Annotated in this window: 15 protein-coding genes; all 15 read right to left on the reverse strand. The window is 49.7% G+C overall.

All coding sequences use genetic code 11. The features are described 5' to 3' along the window. Positions 1 to 114 precede the first annotated feature (114 nt). A complete protein-coding gene (psaA, locus tag ACKFKH_RS14175; protein WP_446858960.1) occupies positions 115 to 2,469 on the reverse strand; it encodes a photosystem I core protein PsaA in 2,355 nt (784 codons plus the stop codon). A gap of 195 nt (positions 2,470 to 2,664) precedes the next feature. Next, on the reverse strand, positions 2,665 to 3,834 hold the full coding sequence (locus tag ACKFKH_RS14180) for a photosystem II q(b) protein (protein ID WP_446858961.1): 1,170 nt from the start codon (positions 3,832 to 3,834) through the stop codon (positions 2,665 to 2,667). Positions 3,835 to 4,224: 390 nt separating this feature from the next. Further along, a complete protein-coding gene (locus tag ACKFKH_RS14185) occupies positions 4,225 to 4,602 on the reverse strand; it encodes a response regulator (protein WP_446858962.1) in 378 nt (125 codons plus the stop codon). Further along, the gene (locus ACKFKH_RS14190; RefSeq protein WP_446858963.1) at positions 4,595 to 7,087 is read right to left on the reverse strand and encodes an ATP-binding protein; all 2,493 of its coding nucleotides are present in this window, start codon (positions 7,085 to 7,087) and stop codon (positions 4,595 to 4,597) included. Before ACKFKH_RS14190 ends, ACKFKH_RS14185 begins: the two co-directional genes overlap by 8 nt. Positions 7,088 to 7,215: 128 nt before the next feature. Continuing rightward, positions 7,216 to 9,063, reverse strand: a complete 1,848-nt coding sequence (locus ACKFKH_RS14195) for a response regulator (RefSeq protein ID WP_446858964.1) — start codon at positions 9,061 to 9,063, stop codon at positions 7,216 to 7,218. A gap of 396 nt (positions 9,064 to 9,459) precedes the next feature. Further along, entirely contained in the window at positions 9,460 to 10,992 is a 1,533-nt protein-coding gene (psbB, locus tag ACKFKH_RS14200) for a photosystem II chlorophyll-binding protein CP47 (protein ID WP_446858965.1), read from the reverse strand. 155 nt (positions 10,993 to 11,147) lie between these two features. Beyond that, complete coding sequence (locus ACKFKH_RS14205; RefSeq protein WP_446858966.1) at positions 11,148 to 11,465, reverse strand: hypothetical protein; 318 nt, start codon at positions 11,463 to 11,465, stop codon at positions 11,148 to 11,150. Between the two features lie 119 nt (positions 11,466 to 11,584). Then, positions 11,585 to 13,003 carry a photosystem II reaction center protein CP43 gene (gene psbC / locus ACKFKH_RS14210; RefSeq protein ID WP_446858967.1) on the reverse strand — a complete coding sequence of 473 codons (1,419 nt, stop codon included), beginning with the start codon at positions 13,001 to 13,003 and terminating at the stop codon, positions 11,585 to 11,587. A 123-nt stretch (positions 13,004 to 13,126) separates the two neighbouring features. Next, a complete protein-coding gene (gene psbD / locus ACKFKH_RS14215) occupies positions 13,127 to 14,185 on the reverse strand; it encodes a photosystem II D2 protein (photosystem q(a) protein) (protein WP_446858968.1) in 1,059 nt (352 codons plus the stop codon). 14 nt (positions 14,186 to 14,199) lie between these two features. Then, the gene (gene apcD / locus ACKFKH_RS14220; protein WP_446858969.1) at positions 14,200 to 14,721 is read right to left on the reverse strand and encodes an allophycocyanin subunit alpha-B; all 522 of its coding nucleotides are present in this window, start codon (positions 14,719 to 14,721) and stop codon (positions 14,200 to 14,202) included. Between the two features lie 125 nt (positions 14,722 to 14,846). After that, positions 14,847 to 17,192 (reverse strand): phycobilisome rod-core linker polypeptide, encoded by a 2,346-nt coding sequence (locus ACKFKH_RS14225; protein ID WP_446858970.1) that lies wholly within the window; start codon positions 17,190 to 17,192, stop codon positions 14,847 to 14,849. A 431-nt stretch (positions 17,193 to 17,623) separates the two neighbouring features. Further along, positions 17,624 to 18,103 (reverse strand): allophycocyanin subunit alpha-B, encoded by a 480-nt coding sequence (apcD, locus tag ACKFKH_RS14230; RefSeq protein WP_446858971.1) that lies wholly within the window; start codon positions 18,101 to 18,103, stop codon positions 17,624 to 17,626. Positions 18,104 to 18,203: 100 nt separating this feature from the next. Then, the gene (locus ACKFKH_RS14235) at positions 18,204 to 18,689 is read right to left on the reverse strand and encodes an allophycocyanin subunit beta (protein WP_446858972.1); all 486 of its coding nucleotides are present in this window, start codon (positions 18,687 to 18,689) and stop codon (positions 18,204 to 18,206) included. Positions 18,690 to 18,789: 100 nt separating this feature from the next. Further along, complete coding sequence (gene apcD, locus ACKFKH_RS14240) at positions 18,790 to 19,266, reverse strand: allophycocyanin subunit alpha-B (protein ID WP_446858973.1); 477 nt, start codon at positions 19,264 to 19,266, stop codon at positions 18,790 to 18,792. A gap of 326 nt (positions 19,267 to 19,592) precedes the next feature. After that, a complete protein-coding gene (gene psbA / locus ACKFKH_RS14245; protein WP_446858974.1) occupies positions 19,593 to 20,666 on the reverse strand; it encodes a photosystem II q(b) protein in 1,074 nt (357 codons plus the stop codon). Between the last annotated feature and the right edge of the window lie 125 nt (positions 20,667 to 20,791).

The following is a 20,791-nucleotide window of genomic DNA, read 5'->3' on the forward strand; positions in this document are numbered from 1 at the left end:
GGGGCAGAAGCGGTGAACAACGAAGCGAAAAAACTCACTCAAATTGAAGTAGTTTCAGCACTCGCCAGCCAGACTCATCCCTCTCGCGAAGCGTGCCGAAGGCAACCGCTTTCCTCATCCAAGCGCTGCCATTCTTGCTAAGAAGAACGCCCAGGTCGTGACGATGCCGCCGAGTAGATATTGGGCAACACCGACTGCCCGACCGTGAATGATGCTCAAAGCGCGAGGTTGGATGCTGGGTGAGATTCTGAGCTTGTTGTGGGCCCAGACGATCGACTCGATCAATTCTTGCCAGTAGCCGCGACCGCTAAAGAGGAACATCAGACTGAAGCCGAAGACAAAGTGACCTGCGAGAAACATTAGGCCGTAAGCAGACAGCGCAGAGCCATAAGAGGAAATCACCTGGCTGGCCTGGGCCCAAAGGAAGTCTCGTAGCCATCCGTTGTTGGTGATTGACGAAGCAGCCCAGTTGCCGCCTGTAATGTGCGTGACTGTCCCATCGGGGCTGACCGTCCCCCATACGTCCGATTGCATCTTCCAGAAAAAGTGGAAAATCACCATTGACAGGGAGTTGTACATCCAGAACAAGCCGAGATAGATGTGATCCCAGCCCGATACTTGACAGGTGCCGCCTCTTCCGGGCCCATCACACGGGAAGCGGAAACCCAGATTTGCTTTGTCTGGTACCAATCGAGACCCTCTGGCAAACAACACGCCTTTGAGTAAAACCAGCACTGTGACGTGAATGGTAAACGCATGGATGTGATGAATCAGAAAGTCAGCCGTTCCGAGTTGAATCGGCATCATTGCCACCTTGCCGCCCACGGCCACCAAACCGCCGCCAAACGCATAGCTGACGGGTTCATGCAGTCCGGGTGCGGTTGCGCCAATGCCTGAAAGAACAATGTTGTGAACCCCGCCAAACACATTGCCCATCGGTTGAGCCGCATTCAGAACAGGATTACCGATCGCCATCGTGTGAATGTGCTGAATCCACTGAGCAAAGACAGGCTGAAGCTGAATTCCGGTATCAGAGAACATGTCTTGAGGTCGCCCAAATGCCCGCATCGTATCGTTGTGACAATACATCGCAAAGCTGTGGAAGCCCAAAAACTGACAGACCCAAACCAGATGAGAAATAATGGCATCTCGGTGACGAATCACGCGATCGAGCACATTGTTATTATTCATCGCCGGATCGTAGTCTCTGACCATGAAAATGGCTGCATGGGCTGCCGCTCCCACAATTAGAAATCCGCCAATCCAAACGTGATGGGTAAACAGTGACACGACCGTTCCATAATCTGTTGCTAGATAGGGATAGGGCGGCATTGCATACATGTGGTGCGCCACGATGATACTTAACGATCCCATCATGGCCAGATTGATAGCTAACTGAGCGTGCCAGGAGGTTGTGAGCACTTCAAACAGTCCTTTGTGACCGACCGGGCCAATAAAGCTCAAAAAGGGCAGCATGTTAGGCGTTCTGGCATCATCCAGCATGACTTTGAGGCTGTGACCAATGCCCCAATTGGTGCGGTACATATGACCCGCAATGATAAAGAGAACGGCTAAGGCTAAATGATGATGGGCGGTATCGGTTAGCCACAACCCACCCGTGACGGGATTGACTCCCCCATTGAAGGTGAGAAAGTCAGAATAAACGCCCCAGTTGAGCGTAAAGAACGGCGTTAACCCCTGGGCAAAACTAGGGAATACATCTGCCATCACTTGAGAATTCAAAATGAACTCATGAGGCAATGGAATTTGCTCAGGCGGAACGCCTGCATCCAACAGTTTGTTGATCGGCAAGGCGACATGAATTTGGTGACCCGCCCAGCCCAGACAGCCTAATCCCAACAGTCCCGCCAAGTGATGATTTAACATCGCCTCAACGTTTTGGAACCATTCCAGCTTGGGGGCGCGTTTGTGATAGTGAAACCAGCCTGCAAACAACATCAGACCCGCCATCACGAGGGCACCGATCGCCGTGCAATAAAGCTGAAATTCATTCGTAATCCCGGCTGCTCTCCACCATTGAAACAGCCCAGACGTGATTTGAATGCCGCGAAACCCGCCGCCGACATCGCCGTTGAGAATATCCTGTCCAAAGATATCCCAAACCACCTGGGCGCTTGGTTTAATCCGCGTGGGGTTAGCCATCCAATCGGTGTAATTTGAGAAGCGGGCCCCGTGAAAATACATCCCGCTTAACCAGATAAAGATGATCGCAAGATGCCCAAAGTGAGCCGAAAAAATCTTGCGCGACACATCTTCTAAGTCACTGGTATGACTGTCAAAATCGTGGGCATTGGCGTGAAGATTCCAGATCCAGGTGGTGGTCTTGGCTCCTCGCGATAGAGAGCGATCGAAGTGTCCCGGCTGTGACCATTTCTCAAATGAGGTGGGCACCGGGTCTTGATCAGTTACCACTCTAACTTGCCGTTGCTCTGGAGGACTACTAGTCATTTGGTTCTCCTTTTGCTAGATGGAAAACAGTTGGAATTGGGGACTGGCAACCAAAAAGAGATTCGTTTTACTGAAAGTCAGTGATTGCTGAAAAGATCGATCGAATACAGAAGAATGAATACAACTTGTAGAATTTTGAATCTACTTATTGTTCATGCTTCAGTATTGAAAGTTTAGTCCCCTGTGAATAGAAATCTACTCATCCACAACCCAATCTGTACTTGAGTCTGAACTTAACTCTGAACTTAAATCAACCGGAAAAAATTGAACCATTTGTTCATCGAGGGCCGCAATTCCGAGATCAGCTTGATGAACAACATCTGACCAGGTTGGAATCACCGCCCCTTGGCTCTGAATGATCGCAGGTGGATCAAAATTTAGCTTGTGAAAGTTAAACGCAGAAACATCCACGCCCAACGCTGCTGACCAGATTCCTGCAACCGGAACGGCCGCCAAAACGACATGCACCGATCGCGAGTTAGGAAAATAGAACCCCTTGAACAGTAAACGCTGCTGATAGGTCTGGGCCGCTTCAAATCGATAGGTTGGTTCTCTCTGACCCAGCCGATATCCCGCATTAATCGACTCATTTTCGTGCGTTTTTCGCACGACGGTCGAAGTCACCAATGAGCCATGCACCGAACAAAGCAGCGCCCCGCCAAACACTCCAATTACGCCCAGTTGATGAAACGGACTCATGAGAATGTTGTGATCCGCCTGGAATAACAGCATAAAGTTAAATGTGCCCGATATTCCCAACGGCATCCCTGACGAAAAACTACCCTGACCGATCGGATAAATCAACAGTACTGAGACCGTCGCCGCAACTGGAGCCGTGAACGCCAAAGAGATCCACGGACGCATCCCCAAGCGATAACTAAGTTCCCACTCGCGATCCTGGTAACAGATAATCCCGATTATAAAATGAAGAACGATCAGTTGATAAGGGCCGCCATTAGCAAGCCACTCACTAATGGAATTCGCCTCCCAAATCGGATAGAAATGCAGCCCGATCGCTGCCGATGTCGGAACCACCGTTGCAGTAATAATATTATTACCACTCAATAGTGATCCAGAGATCATCATTCCCAAACCATCTGCGTCAACAGGTGGAGCAACGACCAGCGCAATCAAAAAAGTAATCGCTGCGGTACACATGACGGGAATGAGAATGACCCCAAACCAGCCAATATAAATCCGATTATCAGTACTCGTAACCCATTGACAGAAACGCTCCCAGGAGATTTGGTTCTGTTGGGGAATCGAGGATTTATTTTCTGGAAGTTGGTCAAGACGATCGCGGATGTGGGCGGTTTCCAGGGAGTTGCGCCCGCCGCTAATTGCCCGACCAAATTGTGTCAGCATGGATTACACAACTCCTTGCTTACAAAACTGAGTATTCAAAGTTCTTCTAGTGTCTAATGTGGCTGGCAACTGGCGAAGCGATCGCTCATTATTTCTGCGCTTTCACCTGTCACCAACACACTGATTACGTACTTCCGAAGCGTAGGAGAAAAAAATGAAGAACTGATGAAAGCGTGAAGAGTCTTCAAATAAGTTTACGCCTGAGATGATTTTCTAGTTTGTGTCAGCCTGGCGGTTAAAACCGCAGCTACGAGAATGAGATCCACCTTCGCGGATTCACAAACCCCTGAATGGATCTAGTCTGCGAAGGCATTCGTTCTTTTAGGCGCGTTGCCGAAGGCACTTGCGAAGCTAACAGTATTCGCCAGCGTTGATCGAATTAATGGCATTTTATTGATGAATGCTCAAAATTTCGGCAATTTGATCGCCTAGCGTCAGGGGATCGTAGGGCTTGGTAATGACGGCCGCGATCGCCAGTTGGGTAAATTGACGACGATCGACGGTTTGGGCTTTTGCGGTCAAGAAAATGACGGGAATATTTTGAGTAATCGGATTGGACTGTAATCGCTCGAAGGTTTGCAGCCCATCGATATCCGGCATCATCACATCCAAAAGAACAGCATCGGGTAACTCAGTTCTCGCCTTCTCTAGCCCCTCTCGACCCGAACTGGCCGTCAACACTTCCCACCCCTTGGCAATCTCTAAACAAAGCTGGGTGGCTTCCCGAATGTCCGCTTCGTCGTCAATGATCAGAATGCGCTTATTCATGGGGAGAATGGGGGATGAGGGGTAACGTAAAGTAAAACGCACTGCCGACTCCAAGCTGGCTCTCGACCCAGATTTTGCCGTCGTGCTGCTGGACGATTTCTCGACAAATGGTTAATCCCAGACCGCTTCCACCTTGACTGCGAGAATTGGAAGCATCGACTTGCTGAAATCGATCGAAGATCGCTTCTAATTTATCCTCTGGAATGCCGCTCCCTTGATCTTTGACACAAAACAGAATATGAGATGAGGCTTGAGTTTCTGCGGTCAGCCAGACGGTAGAGCGAGTGGGAGAAAATTTGAGGGCGTTGTTGAGTAAATTGGTCAAGGTTTGAATGATGCGATCGGGATCTGCCCAGAGATCCACCGCGATCGGGGTGACATAGAGCTTGATTCCGGCTTTTTCGGCCATGGCCCGCATTGCGTCGGCAGATTGAGTCATCAAGTCAGCCGCGTTGCATGACTTTTTCTCCATCGTGATTTTGCCGAATTTAATGCGTTCAATATCTAAAATATCATTGATTAATCGAACGAGACGATTGGTATTAGAAAAGGCGATTTCTAGCATTCGCCGACTTTTTTCGGGGTGACTATCGAGCCATCCACTTGCGACGAGTCCCAGCGTACTGCGGATCGATGTCAAAGGTGTGCGTAATTCATGACTAACAATGGATACAAATTCATCTTTCATCTGTTCGATGATCTGTCGCTCAGTGATATCTTTGAAGACCACGACGGCTCCCACGATCGTCTGCTGCTCTCGAATCGGACTGCTGACATACTCCACCGGAAAGCTCGATCCATCCTGGCGCTGAAATAAGTCACCTGTTTGAGATTGCACCGTTCCGTCGCGCAACGTGGACTCGATCAGGCTCTCTGCCAGTGAGTAGGGCGTGCCGTCTGGTTTGGCGTAGTTGAGATAAGAGTGCATCCATTGCCCAATAAATTCTCTCACTTCGCAGTGCAGTATTCGGGCGGCAGCAGGATTGGCAAAGGTGATTTTTCCTTCTGCGTCGAGTCCGTAAATGCCGTCTCCGGCTGAGTTGAGAATTAATTCGTTTTGGTGGCTGAGACGGGCGAGAGAGGCTTCGGCCTGTTGCTGTTCGCGGAGGACTCGTTCTCTTTGGGCGATTTGCTTTAGGAGTTCTGCGTTGGTTTTTTGCAGTTCATCGGTGCGTTCTCTGACTCGTTGTTCTAGCTGTGCATTCAGGGCAGAAATTTTGATCTCGGCCTGTTTCCGCATCTGAATATCTTGCTTGAGATTTGCGTTGAGCGCCCGTACTCGCTGGTAGAGTCTGTGTTGATGAATGGCGACCGAAAAGTGCTTGCCCAATGCCTGCATCAGTTGAAGATTGGCCGCTGTCCAGGGGTTCGATTGTCCTTGCTTAAGTTCGTACCAGGTGTCAAACGAGAGACGGGGTAAGCGCTGACGCGGATCAGACTGATCGACTTCGCCGGCCCAGATTCGCTCAAGGTCGATCGCTCGTCTAAAAATGCTGAGATATCCCAAGGTTTGCTGACGATAGTGAAGTCGCACCATCAACACGCCGCGCACCTGAGCGTCTAAAAAAGAGGCCGCAATTTCACTCGGCAAACTGGATTGCTGGAGATCAGAAAGTGCCCAAACGTCCTGTTTTTTCTGACGGTTTAGCCAGGGTTGCCAGTTGGGATGCTGCTCAATGTCGCCGATCGGCTGGTCACCATAGCCCAAAATCTGAGGGGACTGATCATCCGCTTGAGGGGCAATCAAGAGTCTGCCGCCCGATCCATTCAACGCTGAGATGATCGCCTCGATCGCTTCCTGGATCTGCATTTCGGGCAGAGAATGTAAGAGCGAGACGACCTGATTGAGCGTGGCTTCTTGGGCGGCTCTGAGGCGAGCTTCGTGGAGAATATTCGATTGAGCAATGGCGATCGACACCTGATCGGCGACCAGTTGCACCACCTGTAATTCTTGCTCGGTCACCCGACGCGGTTGGCAATGATGAGATACCAACAGTCCCCAAAGCTGGTCATGTGCGACGATCGGAACCACCAGCGACGATCGCACGCCCATTGCCGTCAGGTAGTCTGCATGACAGGGATCAACCGGACGAAAGCGAATATCTGCCCACAGATCGCCCTCTTCTGCGAGAGAACTGGCCCCAAGCTGCTGAGTTTCTACATCGACGATCGATCGTTGTCGAGCGCTCAAAAACAACTCCCGCGCCACTTCTGGAATATCTCCGGCGGGGAAACTGTGACCGATCAGAGACGGCAAGCGGCGATCGTGAATCGATTCTGCCACCACTTCACCACTGCCATCGTGATCAAATCGGTAAACCTTGACGCGATCGGTTTGCAAAAATGACCGAACTTCTGCGACGGTTGCGGCCAAAATTTCTGACAGTTCCAGCGATTGCCGAATTCGATTAGTCATTCGATGCAGGAGCAACGGAAAGGCATCCTGTTGACCCTGGGAGAGTTTCGGCTGGGTGGAGTCAGACATAGCAATACAAAATAGAAAAGCAGTCTAAAACGTTTTTAATGTGAGTTGATGAAGCTCCTTTGTTTCGCTGTCAAGCTTCTGCCCCCCAAGCTGCTAATTCTGGGGGACTTCCAGCCAAGATTTCTGGTTTAACTTCCTACACTTTGTAGCATTCTCGATCGCTCCAGTTGACTCAAGATACGCTGCACTAATTCAGTTTCGGCGATCGATTTGCTGATCAGATCGTTGGCTCCGGCCATCAGCGCTCGGTGTAGGGTTGTTGCGTCGGTGTGGGCGGTGAGAAAGAGAACAGGAAGCTTACTCCACTGGGGCGCGTTGCGGACGACCTGACACAATTCGATCCCGTTAAAGTGCGGCATGGACACGTCAAGAATCAGCAGATCGGGCACACAGGTTTGCAGCGTATTCCAGAATTGGGGCGCGTCTTCTAGCGTGGTTAATCGCAGTCCCCAGGGTTCTAGCAGCGTTCGCATCAGGGCCAAAACTTGGGGATCGTCATCGACCATCAGCACTTGTGTCGAGTCGGCTTCTCGCTGCGATCGCACTCGTCCTACTAGCTCCAATATTTGCGCTGGAGGAAGCTTGGGAAAGACGGCATGAATCCCCGATCGAGCCAGTTGAACTCGCAGGTCAAGGCTGTCGCGATCAGTAAAGATCATCACGGGCGCAAAGGGAATCGATTGCGTCAATTCGACAAGGTGAGCCAGACGATCATCTGAGCAGTCTGCTAACGAAAAATCCAACACCAGCGCATCCAAACTCAGGTCGCTGTCTTCGGCCATTCTGGCAATCTGTAGCGATTGAGAACAGCCCGTTTCGAGCAGACGATCGACCAACTCGGCATCTTGATCAATCACCAACAGCGGACAGCCCTGCTGCGAAACAGGTTCTAAAATGTCAGGTGACCCGCGTCGGACTTCTTTGCCCAAATTTTCGACCAGGTTGACGAGGCGCTGTAGCTCTGAGGTGCTGTCAGGTTTGAGGGATTGCTCGACCGCTAAGGCTAATCGTGACCCTTTGTGCAAATCAAATACGCCCAGCGACCCCGCTAACTTGTGGGCAGCCAATCGAGCCTGATGGCGCAGTTCAGAATCGAGGGCGTTGTTTTGTAGGGCAGCGATCGCCTGTTCTAGTGTGGTGAGGCGATCGTGATTTTGAGCTTTAAACTTTTCCCATAGTTTTCTCAAAGCGGCTTTGGTTTTTTGTTTGCGCTGGTCTAAATCAAGGAAGGGTTGTTCTAGCTCGATCGCGCTGTCTTGTCCCACTTTGGCCGCCGAATTAGAGAGCGAAGCTTTGGGAACGGCAAGCTGTTTGAGTCGGTAGCCAATGCCGTAAACGGTTTCGATCAGATCGGTGGGTGCGCCAACTTGTTTGAGTTTTTGTCGCAGTCCTTTAATGTGTGCCGTGACCGTATCTTCGCCAGGATTTTCTTCACAGCCCCACAGATGTTCGAGAATGCGACCGCGACTAAAAACTTGATGAGGATTTCGCAAAAACAGTTCTAAAAGTCGGTATTCTTTGGGCGTAAGATGAAGCGGTCGATCGTCGTAGTTGACTTTACAAGCTGCCGGATCGAGACGCAGATCTTCCCACTCTAAAATGGTCAAAATTGCCGTACTGCCCCGCCGCAGAAGGACACGAATTCGCGCCAACAATTCTGGAAAATCAAAGGGCTTGGTCATATAGTCATCCGCCCCCGCATCTAGCCCGGTAATTCGCTCTGTGGGCGAGTTTTGAGCCGTGATTAACAGGACGGGCGTTTGGTAATGGTGCGATCGGACTTTGCGACAAAGCGTAATGCCATCGAGCTTGGGCAAGACGACATCGAGCAAAATCAAATCGTAGGCAAAGGTTTCGATATATCGCCAGCCTGCTTCACCATTGACCGCGATATCAACCGCGTAATTTTCTTTGATTAATAGTGTTTCAAGCGTTTGTGCGATGCATTCGTCGTCTTCTACCAGCAGAATTCTCATGAGCAATCACTCCTGCTGCTTGTAAGTGTCAGTTTTGAATTCAGAAACTTATATAATAACGAAAGCTAACTTCTGTGATGTTGGTATTATCTTCAAATTCGTCCGGTAATTCATAATGTGTATGAGAAGTTTATGTTTATCTACATTTCTTCATTTTCACAAATAGAGAAAACTCAATTCTGAACAGCGATGCGTTGTATTGGTTTTAGTGATCACAGATCCCCAACCTCTCTGAGAAATTAGGGATCTCAATGATCGTTTTTGTGGTGTCAGCGCGATGCTAAAGTCTCTAGAGTTGGCAGCTTGAAGCGCTAAACGGCGAAGCGGACGGACTTCGGTTGAGTGGGCGGTGAATCATGAAGACTCGCCTCGATCGTTCAGCCTTCTGGATTGATTCTAAGCGGGGACGCTGCGACGAGTGCGACGATCGCCCACCTTTTGAAAGACTCCAAACTCGACTTGTTCTTCATCCAAATCTGGGTCGATGCCTGCAAACACATCGCGGAAGAGGGTGCGCGTTCCATGCCACAGATGCCCAAAGAACCACAGCAAGCCCCAAACGGTGTGAGAAAAGGCAAACCAGGCGCGGGGACTGGTGCGGAAAATGCCATCTGAACGATAGGTTTGGCGATCGAATTCAAACGGTTCTCCGAGTTGTGACTGACGGGCGTATTTTTTGACCAAGGGAGAGTCGCTCAAGGTCTGTCCGTCGAGACTGCCGCCATAAAAACTAACGGTTACGCCTGTTTGCTCAAAGCTATATTTTGCTTCGGCGCGCCGGAAGGGAATGTCGGCTCTCACCACACCATCCGCATCGGTCAACACAACGGGGAAGTTTTCAAAGAAGTTAGGCATCCGGCGTACTGAGAGTTCTCGTCCTGCCTCATCCTTGAAAACAGGGTGTCCTTCCCAATTGAGCGCAACGCCGTCGCCTTTGGTCATCGGCCCAACTCTAAACAAGCCCCCCTTGGCAGGACTGTTGCCCACATAGTCGTAGAACGCTAACTTTTCGGGAACGGTTGACCAGGCTTGAGAGAGGGTTTTTCCATTCGCGAGACTTGATTGGACGCGGCGATCGATTTCCTGTTGAAAGTAGTGGCTATCCCATTGATACCGAGTTGGGCCAAACAATTCAATCGGAGTGGTTGCGCTGCCATACCACATTGTTCCTGCGACGGTGAATGCTGCGACGAAGAAAGTTGCTAACGCACTTGCTAACACGGTTTCGATATTGCCCATCCGCAGCGATCGATAGAGATTTTCAGCCGGACGAACGCTAATGTGAAACAATCCACCAATGATTCCAGTAATACCTGCGGCAATGTGATGGGCCACGACTCCCCCAGGGTTAAACGGATTGAAGCCATCCGGCCCCCACTCAGGTCTGACAGGCTGAATGTGACCCGTTAGCCCATAGGCATCAGACACCCACATTCCCGGCCCAAACACGCCCGTCAGATGGAATGCCCCAAACCCAAAACAAAGCAATCCTGCGGCTAATAAGTGGATGCCAAACACCCGCGGCAGATCGAGAAACGGTTCGCCTGTTCTTTCGTCTTTGAATAGATCAAGATCCCAGTAAACCCAGTGCCAGCAGGCCGCAAGAAACAGCAAGCCAGACAAGACAATGTGAGTAACCGCGACGGTTTCAAATGTCCAGATCCCATGATCTTTGACCGCTTCGCCCATCACATTCCAGCCTTGCCAGGAGTTGACCACGCCCAGACGAGCCATAAACGGCATGACATACATTCCCTGTCGCCACATGGGATTGAGCGCCGCATCACCGGGATTAAACTGAGACAGTTCATATAAAACCATCGAGCCAGCCCAACCCGCCGTCAGCGCAGTGTGCATTAAGTGAACCGCAATCAGTCGTCCGGGATCATTGATCACAACTGTATGAACGCGATACCAGGGGAGTCCCATTAGATGATGCTCCTAAAAGTGAGGGTTAATTGTGAGGGTAAATGTTGAAACTTGAAGTCTGGAGAACATGAAGTTAATGAAGTTTTTGGCTTCGGTTTTGAGATCTTCTGCCCCCAACCCCCAATTCTGGGGGACTTTGAGAGAAGCGTCTTGAGTCAAAGTTTTCCGGGGATGGGAGATTTAGAGGGCGTTCCTGAAGTGACTACAGTGAAGGTTGAGAGGGTGTAGTCGGAGCAGTCGATCGCTTCCTCAGTCATGGCAATTTGGGGATGAACGGTGCATTTGAGGTCATAGCTGCCCGTAAAAAATTGACAGGTTGCACAGGGAATTTGGTGCATTCGTGACGCTTGTTGGGTGACTTTGCGAATCGCAGCCAAAATATTCCAAATTGTCAAACCGACCAATGACCAGGCGAATCCTGCGTAGACAAAATGTGGGAACGATTGAAACGTGGAAACAACGAGTAGAAGCATCGTAAATCTAATGCTCCAAATAAATGAGTGTTAAAAAAGTAAACCGTAATGAAGAAAGATGAATGATGGATTTGAGAACGCGATCCATCATTCATCGGTCATGAGCGACCACCTGCGATTTAGTCGAGATCATTCATCGATTTCACAGGCTCATTGTCTCGATCGAGTCCTCTTTCTGACCCGATCGCTGCGATTCGAGCGCGTCCTGCGTGCCAGAGATGACCGACTAAAAAGAAAAAGGCAAACACAAAGTGGGCAGAGGCCAGCCAGGTACGCGGACTGACAAAGTTAACGGAGTTGAGTTCGGTGGAGACTCCGCCGACTGAGTTGAGAGAGCCGAGCGGCGCATGGGTCATGTAGTTAGCCGCCCGACGCACTTGCCAGGGTTGAATATCACTTTTGAGCTTGTTGATATCCAGTCCATTTGGCCCCCGCAACGGTTCTAGCCAGGGAGCGCGCAGATCCCAAAAGCGCATGGATTCACCGCCAAAAATCACTTCTCCGGTGGGCGATCGCATCAGGTATTTCCCCAATCCAGTCGGCCCTTGGGCTGAGGCGATGTTGGCTCCCAAACCTTGATCACGCGCTAAGAAGACCAGTGCTTGCGCGTTAGACGCTTCGGGCGCAGTCGGGCCGTAAAACTCACTCGGATAAGCGGTGTTGTTAAACCAGATAAAGGCTGTCGCAATAAACGCCTGTCCGCAAACGTTGCCGAGACTTTGAGAAAGGTAGGCTTCTCCTGTCCAGACAAAGATGCCGTCCGTCCATTTAAAAGGTTTGGTGAGAATATGCCAGATGCCGCCAATGATCAAAATCGAACCCATCCAGATATGACCGCCGACCAGATCTTCTAAATTGTTGACACTGACGATCGAGCCAGCTTCCCCATAAGGTGACTTGAGCAAATACCCAAAAATCGTCAACGGATTAAGCGTCGGATGGCTGACCAATCGCACATTTCCGCCCCCTGGGAGCCATGTATCATAGAGTCCGCCCCAAAACATGGCTTTGCAAACCAGCAACCAGGCACCCAGACCCAAGGAGATTAAGTTAAACCCCAAAATCGAGGTGATCTTGTCTTTGTCTGCCCAATCAAAATCAAAATATCCAGGCAACCGAGCCGGGCCGCGCAGGGCGTGATAAATGCCTCCCAAACCCAGAACGGCTGAACCGATGAGATGGAGAACGGCGATCGCAAAGAAGGGAAAAATATCCGTCACAGCGCCGCCTTGCCCAACGCCAAACCCCAACGTCGCAACGTGAGGCATGAGGATCATTCCCTGCTCATACATCGGCTTTTCAGGAATGTAGTGTGCCACCTCAAAGAGCAGCATGGCTCCCGCCCAAAAAGCAATCAGTCCGGCGTGGGCTACATGTGCCCCCAAAAAGCGCCCTGATAAGTTGATAAACCGAGCATTGCCAGCCCACCAAGCATAGCCAGTAGACGCTTCATCGCGCCCTTCTCTCGGAGAGGTGATGGTGTTGCCTTTTGGGGTTTTTGTGGTGGTGATGTTGGTGCGATCGAAGAAGGTGGTCATAGGAAGTGAGGGGTGAGGAGTGAGGAGTGAGGAGAAATGAGTTTGAGGATTTGAGTGAGAATTGTGATGGGATATTCTTGTGCAAAGCTCAAAGCTCATTTCTTAAAGTGCCGACAGAAGTGCCTACAGTGCGTTGCCTCTGGGGAGTACTTCGTCGGGGAATACAAAGCGCTCGTGGGGCTGATCTTCGGGGGCCATCCAGGCGCGGAGACCTTCGTTTAGGAGAACATTTTTGGTGTAGAAAGTCTCAAATTCGGGGTCTTCGGCGGCGCGTAATTCCTGTGAAATAAAGTCGTAGGCTCGCAGGTTAAAGGCGATTCCTGCCATGCCGATCGCGCTCATCCACAGACCTGTCACGGGCACAAATAACATGAAGAAATGCAGCCAGCGTTTGTTAGAAAAGGCAACGCCAAAAATCTGTGACCAGAAGCGATTGGCGGTGATAAATGAATAGGTTTCTTCTTGCTGCGTCGGCTCAAATGCGCCAAACGTGTTGTAGGCACGACCATCTTGATACAAGGTATTTTCAACCGTTGCTCCATGAATGGCACACAGCAATGCACCCCCCAACACACCCGTTACGCCCATCATATGGAATGGATTCAAGGTAAAATTGTGAAAGCCCTGGACAAACAACAGGAATCGGAAAATTGCAGCAACCCCAAAGCTAGGCGCAAAGAACCAGCTTGATTGTCCCAATGGATAAATTAAAAACGTGGCCACAAAGACAGCGATCGGAGCAGAAAAGGCGATCGCATTATAAGGACGAAGCCCAATCAGCCGCGCAACCTCCATCTGGCGCAAGCAGAAACCAATCAGGGCAAAGGCTCCATGCAGTGCCACAAAATTCCACAATCCGCCCAATTGCATCCAGCGAGTCAAATCGCCTTGCGCTTCGGGCCCCCACAAAAGTAACAGTGAGTGACCCAAACTATCCGCAGGAGTCGATACCGCTGCTGTCAAAAAGTTACAGCCTTCTAAATAAGAACTGGCGATGTTGTGGGTGTACCAGGAACTCACAAACGTCGTCCCCGTAAACCAACCCCCGATCGCCAGATAAGCACAGGGAAACAACAGCAAACCTGACCAACCAATAAACACAAAGCGATCGCGCTTTAACCAATCATCTACCGTGCGAAACCAGTCTCCCCCAGAAATGGGGCGTTGTAATGCGATCGTCATGGACGTGCCTCCAATTAGTACTCTCGTGTTCCGTTGTTCATAAAATAGGGACTGCCTGGAAGGGCGAGGGCTTGAATAATGTGATCGAAGTAGGGCGTGGCTTCGGCAGCATCTTCTTCGCCCAGTAAAACGATCGCTTCTTCCTTGAGACAGCGCACCGCTTCGACCCAGTTGGCGAGAGGAATACCCAGCGATCGATACATTTCTTTCATGCCGATCGTGCCGATCTCTGCCATTGGTTCGTCGTTGCCCGCCAGCACACAGTAAGCGACTAGCCGCACATACCAGCCCTGGTCGCGTTGACAGGATGCCGTTTTGCGAGGATTGCCACTGTTGCTAGGCGTGACCGGACATCGTTTCCAAAAGCGCTGACTGCCGCGATCGACTAAACGCTGTTCGTTTTTCGCCAAAATTGCAGCAATGCGGATGCGGCGATCGCCCGTTTTAAAGAAGTTTTGTATCATCCGAATCTCGCTCAGATCGGGATATCGCAACTCCTCATCGGCGTTGAGAATCATTTGTTTGACGAGGCTCATAGGGTTCTCCTGAAAAAACTTGAATTCCTCCAAACCAACTGATAGACAGCTTTTTGAAGCGAAAGACTCGACGGTAAAATCGTCTCCAGGGATTGTTTGAAAACTTTTGGATTAACACCATAGGTCTATGACTCAACTGGGTTTAATTCGGGTTGAAATTCTGTTGCTTCAGATGTAACTTCAGAAGGTTCTTGAGTATTGCTTTGATCGCGATCTTCACTATGTTTGTTCGGTTCCAATCGGCGTTGATCGAGTTTTGTGGTGCTGAGTAATTTTTGGGTTCCGCGAAACTCTGGACGATCGCCTTGAATGCTGGCTCTGGCTTTTTGCCACGTTGGTTTGACCCATGTGCCATGAAAGACACGCTCTCCGATTAGAGGATTGCCTTGGCGATCGTGTAGGCGAGCCGCTTCCCCTCGATGAAATCGCATCTCAAAGCCGCGTGGAGTCACATAGCGCTCAAAAGGAACCGTTTCGTCTCCAAAAGCTTGTCGATACTCGGTGCAATCGATCAGTTCGTCAATCAGCGCGTAGAAACCTTGGCGGGCGCACAGATCATAGTATCGGTTCATTTCCTGCCTGCCAGTGGTGGGACGACCCAAAAGACGACGATGAATCACCTCGATCGCTTTGGTCACATACAGCGTTTCCCAATAGAGTTGACGGAACGATCGTGATTTGGCTACCTGACGCACAAATTCTCTGACGGTGATCTCGCCACTTTTTAGCTTGATTTCGGCAGTGACGTTGCGCTGTTCGGGGTATATATCGCGTCCAAAGATTTGTCGGTAAGCTTTCTGGATAAACAAGTCTGGAGAGTTGTTGAGAAGGTCTACGCTGGCTCCCTGCTCTGAATTTTTGCCGTTCTTACCGCCATGTTTACCATTGGTATGATGCAGTTTCAAAACAGGCTGACTGTCTAATCCGGGAGCTTTCCCCCAGGTTTCTGAGTATCCGTTGCCGTTCCCATTCCCGTTTTCTGTTCTGTAACCGATCAGAATGCGTTGGTGATCTTTGTTAAAGGCAGCGGGGCGATCGTGATGCTTCCAATTCTGTTCTGGAAAAATTGTGCCAAACTGAATCTCTAGCGGATCGTTTCCAGCCCCATAGAAATGTTGATTATGGAACGTTGGCTGATATGTACTAAACAGTGTGATAAATTGTGGAACTTTGTGAGTCACAGCGCTGTGTTTAAACAGTTCAATCTGTGCGCCCCAGTTGCGACATTCTTGGGCTTCTTGTCCCAATCCACGTAGATAGGGCACCGTTTCTTCGCCAAAGTAATCAGAGTATTCTACGGAGTCTACAAGCGAATCCACCAGTGCCGGAAAGCCTTTCTGTGAGATGGTGTCGAAGTGAGTCTGAAACTCTTCGATCGAACTCACGCCCCGTCCTAAAAAGTGTCTAACAGCTAACTCAATCACGCGACTGATCACAAACGGTTCATAACAAAGTTTGCGATAGAGGCGAGATTTGCCCATCTGACGCACAAATTCTTTGGTGGAAAACTGCCCACTCTTAAATTTAGATTCCAAATCAGTCAGCGATAGGCCATATTCACGAGTCACATCCCGCTCAAATATTTGGCGATAGGCGGCTTTGATCACGGCTTCCTGTTCGGTGGCGGGCAGGCCGGGCTTCATCACAAACTTAGGTCGATTAGTAGCAGACAACCCATAGCTTTCGGGCAGTTCTAATCCCTGGTGATCCCTAGAAACGCCCTGCCGCAAACGGTTCTGTGGTTTCTCGACAATGTATTCCGTCAGCAAAACATCAAACTGTTCTTGAACGATCGCCGTCGCCTCTGGGTCGTCTTGAAAGTAACTCAACGCCTTCCACAACATATCTTGAATCGCTACAACAGTCGCCTCAGTTACATCTTCAGGAATGACTCCGCGCAATCCTCGAACATTGGTTGCGATAATGCTAGAATCACCCGCCACGATCGCATACGTGACATAGCGCAAAAACCAGCCGAGATCACGCATCGATCGCTTCATTCGCACCGGCCCATAGCGCGAAATATTGATCGGACGAAACCCATCTGGCAGCGGCGCTCGCCCTTCGGTCAACTGCACTTTGAGAAACCGCCACACATCCTGAAGTGGATTATTAAACGTCGAACTTTGCACTTTGAGTCTTTCTTTGGGACGATCGCCCAAATCTCTCAATAAGACGTTGTATCCCGGTAGGTTTTGACGATTGGGCGGACGCTCTAAAAACGCCATCGGCAAGCCCCCAAAAAAGATGCGATCGGCTCCCGCTGACACAATCTCGTCAGCATGTTGATTGAGCGTCTCTACGACCTGTAAGCGCTTTGTCCCCGACTCAAAGAAACCACCTAGTGCCTTGAGTTCACTGTCCTGCAAACAGCGATCGTGTTGTTCTGCGTGAGAAATCACCGTCGTCGGGAGTGTTTGATATTGCTGCGGACGAATAATTGGGCTGCCGCCACTGGTTGGAATCGTCATACGATCGCTCCGCTAAATTAAGTTTTAAATGTTGAGGTTTTTTGCTGCGTTACTCAACTTTTCTGCCCCCACCCTAAGTCCTGCCCTGTACACACACGTCGATCGATCTGTCATTGCTGAGATCCTTTGCCCCCTAAATCCCCCAAAAATGGGGGACATTGAGCCGTCGTCATGGCTTTGAACTTTGGAAATCTTTCCTTTGTCAAAGTCTGCCAGAATGGGGGATTTAGGGGGCTGAAGCCGCCTGAAACGAAGCGACAACGACTTGTGTGTATACGGCAGACCCCCTAAGTCTGAGGGACTTTAACACCAGTGTTCTAGTTCAAAGTCCTCCACAGGTAGGAATTTAGAGAGCTTTTTCCCTCTATCAACTCACAATGAGTTAGGGTTTAAGACTTAGTATTCAGGCTGGTGAATACAGAATTCAATGACTAAGGGATGAATGCTTGAATCAAATCATCAAAGTAAGGAGTCACCTCCGCCGCATCATCAAGAGGCAGAAAATCTAATGCAACTTCTTTGAGACAGCGCATGCATTCAGCAACATTTTTGATCGGAACCCCCAACGAGTTATACATTTCTTGGGCCCCTTTCGTTCCCACCTCGCGAATCAGTTCTGTATCACCTACGATTACAGAATAGGTCACCAATCGGACATACCAAAGCTGATCTCTCATACAAGATTCTCGAAACCGTGGATTACCGCTATTGCTGGGTGTGACCGGGCATCGCTCCCAAAATCTTTGCGTTCCTTTATCCACAATTTTCCGCTCATTAGCCGACAGCACCATCGCAATCCGCAAACGAGACTCTCCCTCTTCAAAAAACCCTCGAATCGCCTGAAGTTCGCCTGGATTTAGATAGCGTGCTTCACGATCGGCATTGACAATTGATCGCGTAATAATGCTCATAGTTCTCCTCAAAATTAAAGGCGAGGAATGCTGAACAAGGAACAAGTTATTGTTGTCAACTTCATCCCTCATCCCTCATTCCTCATCCCTTCTCCTACGTCTAACTCAACCCCGAACAAATGTAATCAAAGTAAACGCCCATCTCGCGCCCCGCATCAGCCCCCACGAGATCAGTCGTCACTTCCTTCATCGATTGCACGGCTCGAACGGTGGCCCCGATCGGAACCCCCAGCGAGTTATAAGTTTCGCGCAGTCCGTTAAGAATCCGCTCATCTAGAATGGATGGATCGCCCGCTAACATGGCGTAGGTCGCATAGCGCAGGAAATAGTCCATATCGCGAATACAAGCCGCATAGCGACGACACGTATACATATTGCCACCCGGAGCCGTAATGTCGGTGTACATCAGGGATTTTGCAACAGCTTGCGTCACGAGCGAATTGGCATTGGCGCTAATGTTGATGGCAGCGCGCGATCGTAGCTCTCCACTTTGAAAATACGCTCTCAGCCGCTCGACTCCCGCATTATCGAGATAGCGACCTTGCACATCAGAAGAGTTAATTAATGCGGTAATGGCATCTTGCATGATTTGAGTCTCCTAAAGGTTATATGTTGTTCAATTGAACTGAAGAGTAAGGAGTGAAGAATCTAGAGAGGTCACCATTCAACACTCCGGCAAACCTGTTCTAAGACAGCGATCGAATGATGTAATCAAAGTACGGTGCGACCTCGAAGGCATCTTCTTCGCTTAACAGAGAAATCGCTTCTTCTTTGACGCAGCGCATCGCCTCAACTAGATTTTTGAGCGGAATTTCTAGCGAGTTATACATCTCCTTGATGCCGATCGTGCCGATTTCAACTAATGGCTGCTCACTGCCTGCCAACACTGAATAAGCCACAAGCCGCACATACCAGCCTTGATCGCGCTGACAAGAAGCTGTCTTGCGAGGATTGCCACTGTTGCTGGGTGTGACCGGACACCGTTCCCAAAATCTGGCACTACCGTTTTGGACAATTCGCTGTTCGTTTTCCGACAAAACTGAGGCGATCCGAATGCGCTGTTCTCCGGTTTTCAAAAAGTCCTGAAAAATGCGAATCTCTTTAGGTGCCGGATATCGAGCTTCACTATCTGCGTTGAGAATTAGCTCAGTGACAAGGCTCATAGTTTTCTCCTAAATAGAGGGGTAGAAAGCCCCATTACTAGAGGTTCTGAGATCAGAGGTAATGGGGAAAAGACGTGAGTTAAAGCACCGAATCAAATGTGCAAGATGTAAAGGAGAATAAATAAAAAACCTGAAGAACTGATGAAGAATAAGCATGAGTTTACATAAGTTTATTAGTTGCCGATAATGGTTTCTTGATTGACAGATAAAAACTTTTGGAATGAGCTTTGGAATGAGTTGACGCATAAAAATTAGACCCACGAAAATCTGTTGTAGAAACACAAAAACGATATTTCTACAACAGATTCACTTCTATGGAGAAATCACTAATCGACCAAAGAAATCAACGGAACTTCGTCTCCTGCTGCCAGGTCGAATGGGAAGTTGTGTGCATTGCGTTCGTGCATGACTTCAAATCCCAGATTGGCGCGATTGAGCACATCCGCCCAGGTATTGACAACATTTCCCTGCGTATCTAACACAGAGTGATTGAAGTTAAATCCATTCAAATTAAACGCCATCGTACAGATCCCCAACGCTGTACACCAGATACAGACCACCGGGAAGGCAGCTAAGAAAAAGTGAAGCGATCGACTATTGGTAAAACTGGCATATTGAAAAATCAGCCGTCCAAAATAGCCGTGCGCTGCCACAATGTTGTAGGTTTCGCCCTCTTGCCCAAACTTATACCCTGCATTTGCAGATTCATTCTCAGTCGTCTCCCGCACCAAGCTAGAAGTCACCAAACTCCCATGCATCGCCGAAAAGAGCGACCCGCCAAACACACCAGCCACCCCCAACATATGAAACGGGTGCATGAGAATGTTATGTTCTGCTTGAAAGACAAACATGAAGTTAAAGGTGCCGCTAATCCCCATTGGCAAACCGTCTGAGAAGCTGCCCTGTCCGATCGGGTAGATCAAAAACACAGAGGCCGTCGCTGCCAGTGGAGCAGAATACGCAACCGCAATCCAGGGGCGCATTCCCAACCGATAACTTAACTCCCACTCTCGCCCCATATAACAACAGAGAGCCGGAATATAGTGAGCCGCAATCATCTGATAAGGGCCGCCGTTATAGAGCCATTCATCCATGCTGGCGGCTTCCCAAATGGGGTAAAAGTGTAGCCCGATCGCGTTGGAAGACGGCACGACCGCAGCCGTAATAATGTTGTTGCCATAGAGCAGCGATCCGGCGACGGGTTCTCGAATACCATCAATATCGACAGGGGGTGCAGCGATGAAAGCCAACGTAAAGACTGTCGCTGAAATCATCAGTAAGGGAATCATCAAAACCCCAAACCAACCAATGTAAAGGCGATTGTCGGTACTGGTGATCCAATTACAAAATTGCTCCCACCGCGTATTGATTCTACGTCGTTGTTGAGTAACTGTAGTCATGGGTTTTATTCAGTGTTTACAAGAAAAATGAATCGAAACAATGAATGCGATCGACACAAAATGATGACTAAAAGTTACCTGAAGGCTTTTATCTCAGGAAATCACAGAAGCGACTCTCGGCAGTA

The organism is Phormidesmis sp. 146-20, from assembly GCF_052939475.1.

Bases quoted from the DNA above. Each gene is read 5' to 3' on its own strand.
- psaA (WP_446858960.1), bottom strand. From the start codon at position 2,469: ATGACTAGTAGTCCTCCAGAGCAACGGCAAGTTAGAGTGGTAACTGAT.
- apcD (WP_446858971.1), bottom strand. From the start codon at position 18,103: ATGAGCATTATTACGCGATCAATTGTCAATGCCGATCGTGAAGCACGC.
- ACKFKH_RS14190 (WP_446858963.1), bottom strand. From the start codon at position 7,087: ATGTCTGACTCCACCCAGCCGAAACTCTCCCAGGGTCAACAGGATGCC.
- psbB (WP_446858965.1), bottom strand. From the start codon at position 10,992: ATGGGACTCCCCTGGTATCGCGTTCATACAGTTGTGATCAATGATCCC.
- ACKFKH_RS14205 (WP_446858966.1), bottom strand. From the start codon at position 11,465: ATGCTTCTACTCGTTGTTTCCACGTTTCAATCGTTCCCACATTTTGTC.
- ACKFKH_RS14195 (WP_446858964.1), bottom strand. From the start codon at position 9,063: ATGAGAATTCTGCTGGTAGAAGACGACGAATGCATCGCACAAACGCTT.
- ACKFKH_RS14225 (WP_446858970.1), bottom strand. From the start codon at position 17,192: ATGACGATTCCAACCAGTGGCGGCAGCCCAATTATTCGTCCGCAGCAA.
- psbA (WP_446858974.1), bottom strand. From the start codon at position 20,666: ATGACTACAGTTACTCAACAACGACGTAGAATCAATACGCGGTGGGAG.
- psbC (WP_446858967.1), bottom strand. From the start codon at position 13,003: ATGACCACCTTCTTCGATCGCACCAACATCACCACCACAAAAACCCCA.
- apcD (WP_446858969.1), bottom strand. From the start codon at position 14,721: ATGAGCCTCGTCAAACAAATGATTCTCAACGCCGATGAGGAGTTGCGA.
- ACKFKH_RS14235 (WP_446858972.1), bottom strand. From the start codon at position 18,689: ATGCAAGATGCCATTACCGCATTAATTAACTCTTCTGATGTGCAAGGT.
- ACKFKH_RS14185 (WP_446858962.1), bottom strand. From the start codon at position 4,602: ATGAATAAGCGCATTCTGATCATTGACGACGAAGCGGACATTCGGGAA.
- psbD (WP_446858968.1), bottom strand. From the start codon at position 14,185: ATGACGATCGCATTACAACGCCCCATTTCTGGGGGAGACTGGTTTCGC.
- ACKFKH_RS14180 (WP_446858961.1), bottom strand. From the start codon at position 3,834: ATGCTGACACAATTTGGTCGGGCAATTAGCGGCGGGCGCAACTCCCTG.
- apcD (WP_446858973.1), bottom strand. From the start codon at position 19,266: ATGAGCCTTGTCACTGAGCTAATTCTCAACGCAGATAGTGAAGCTCGA.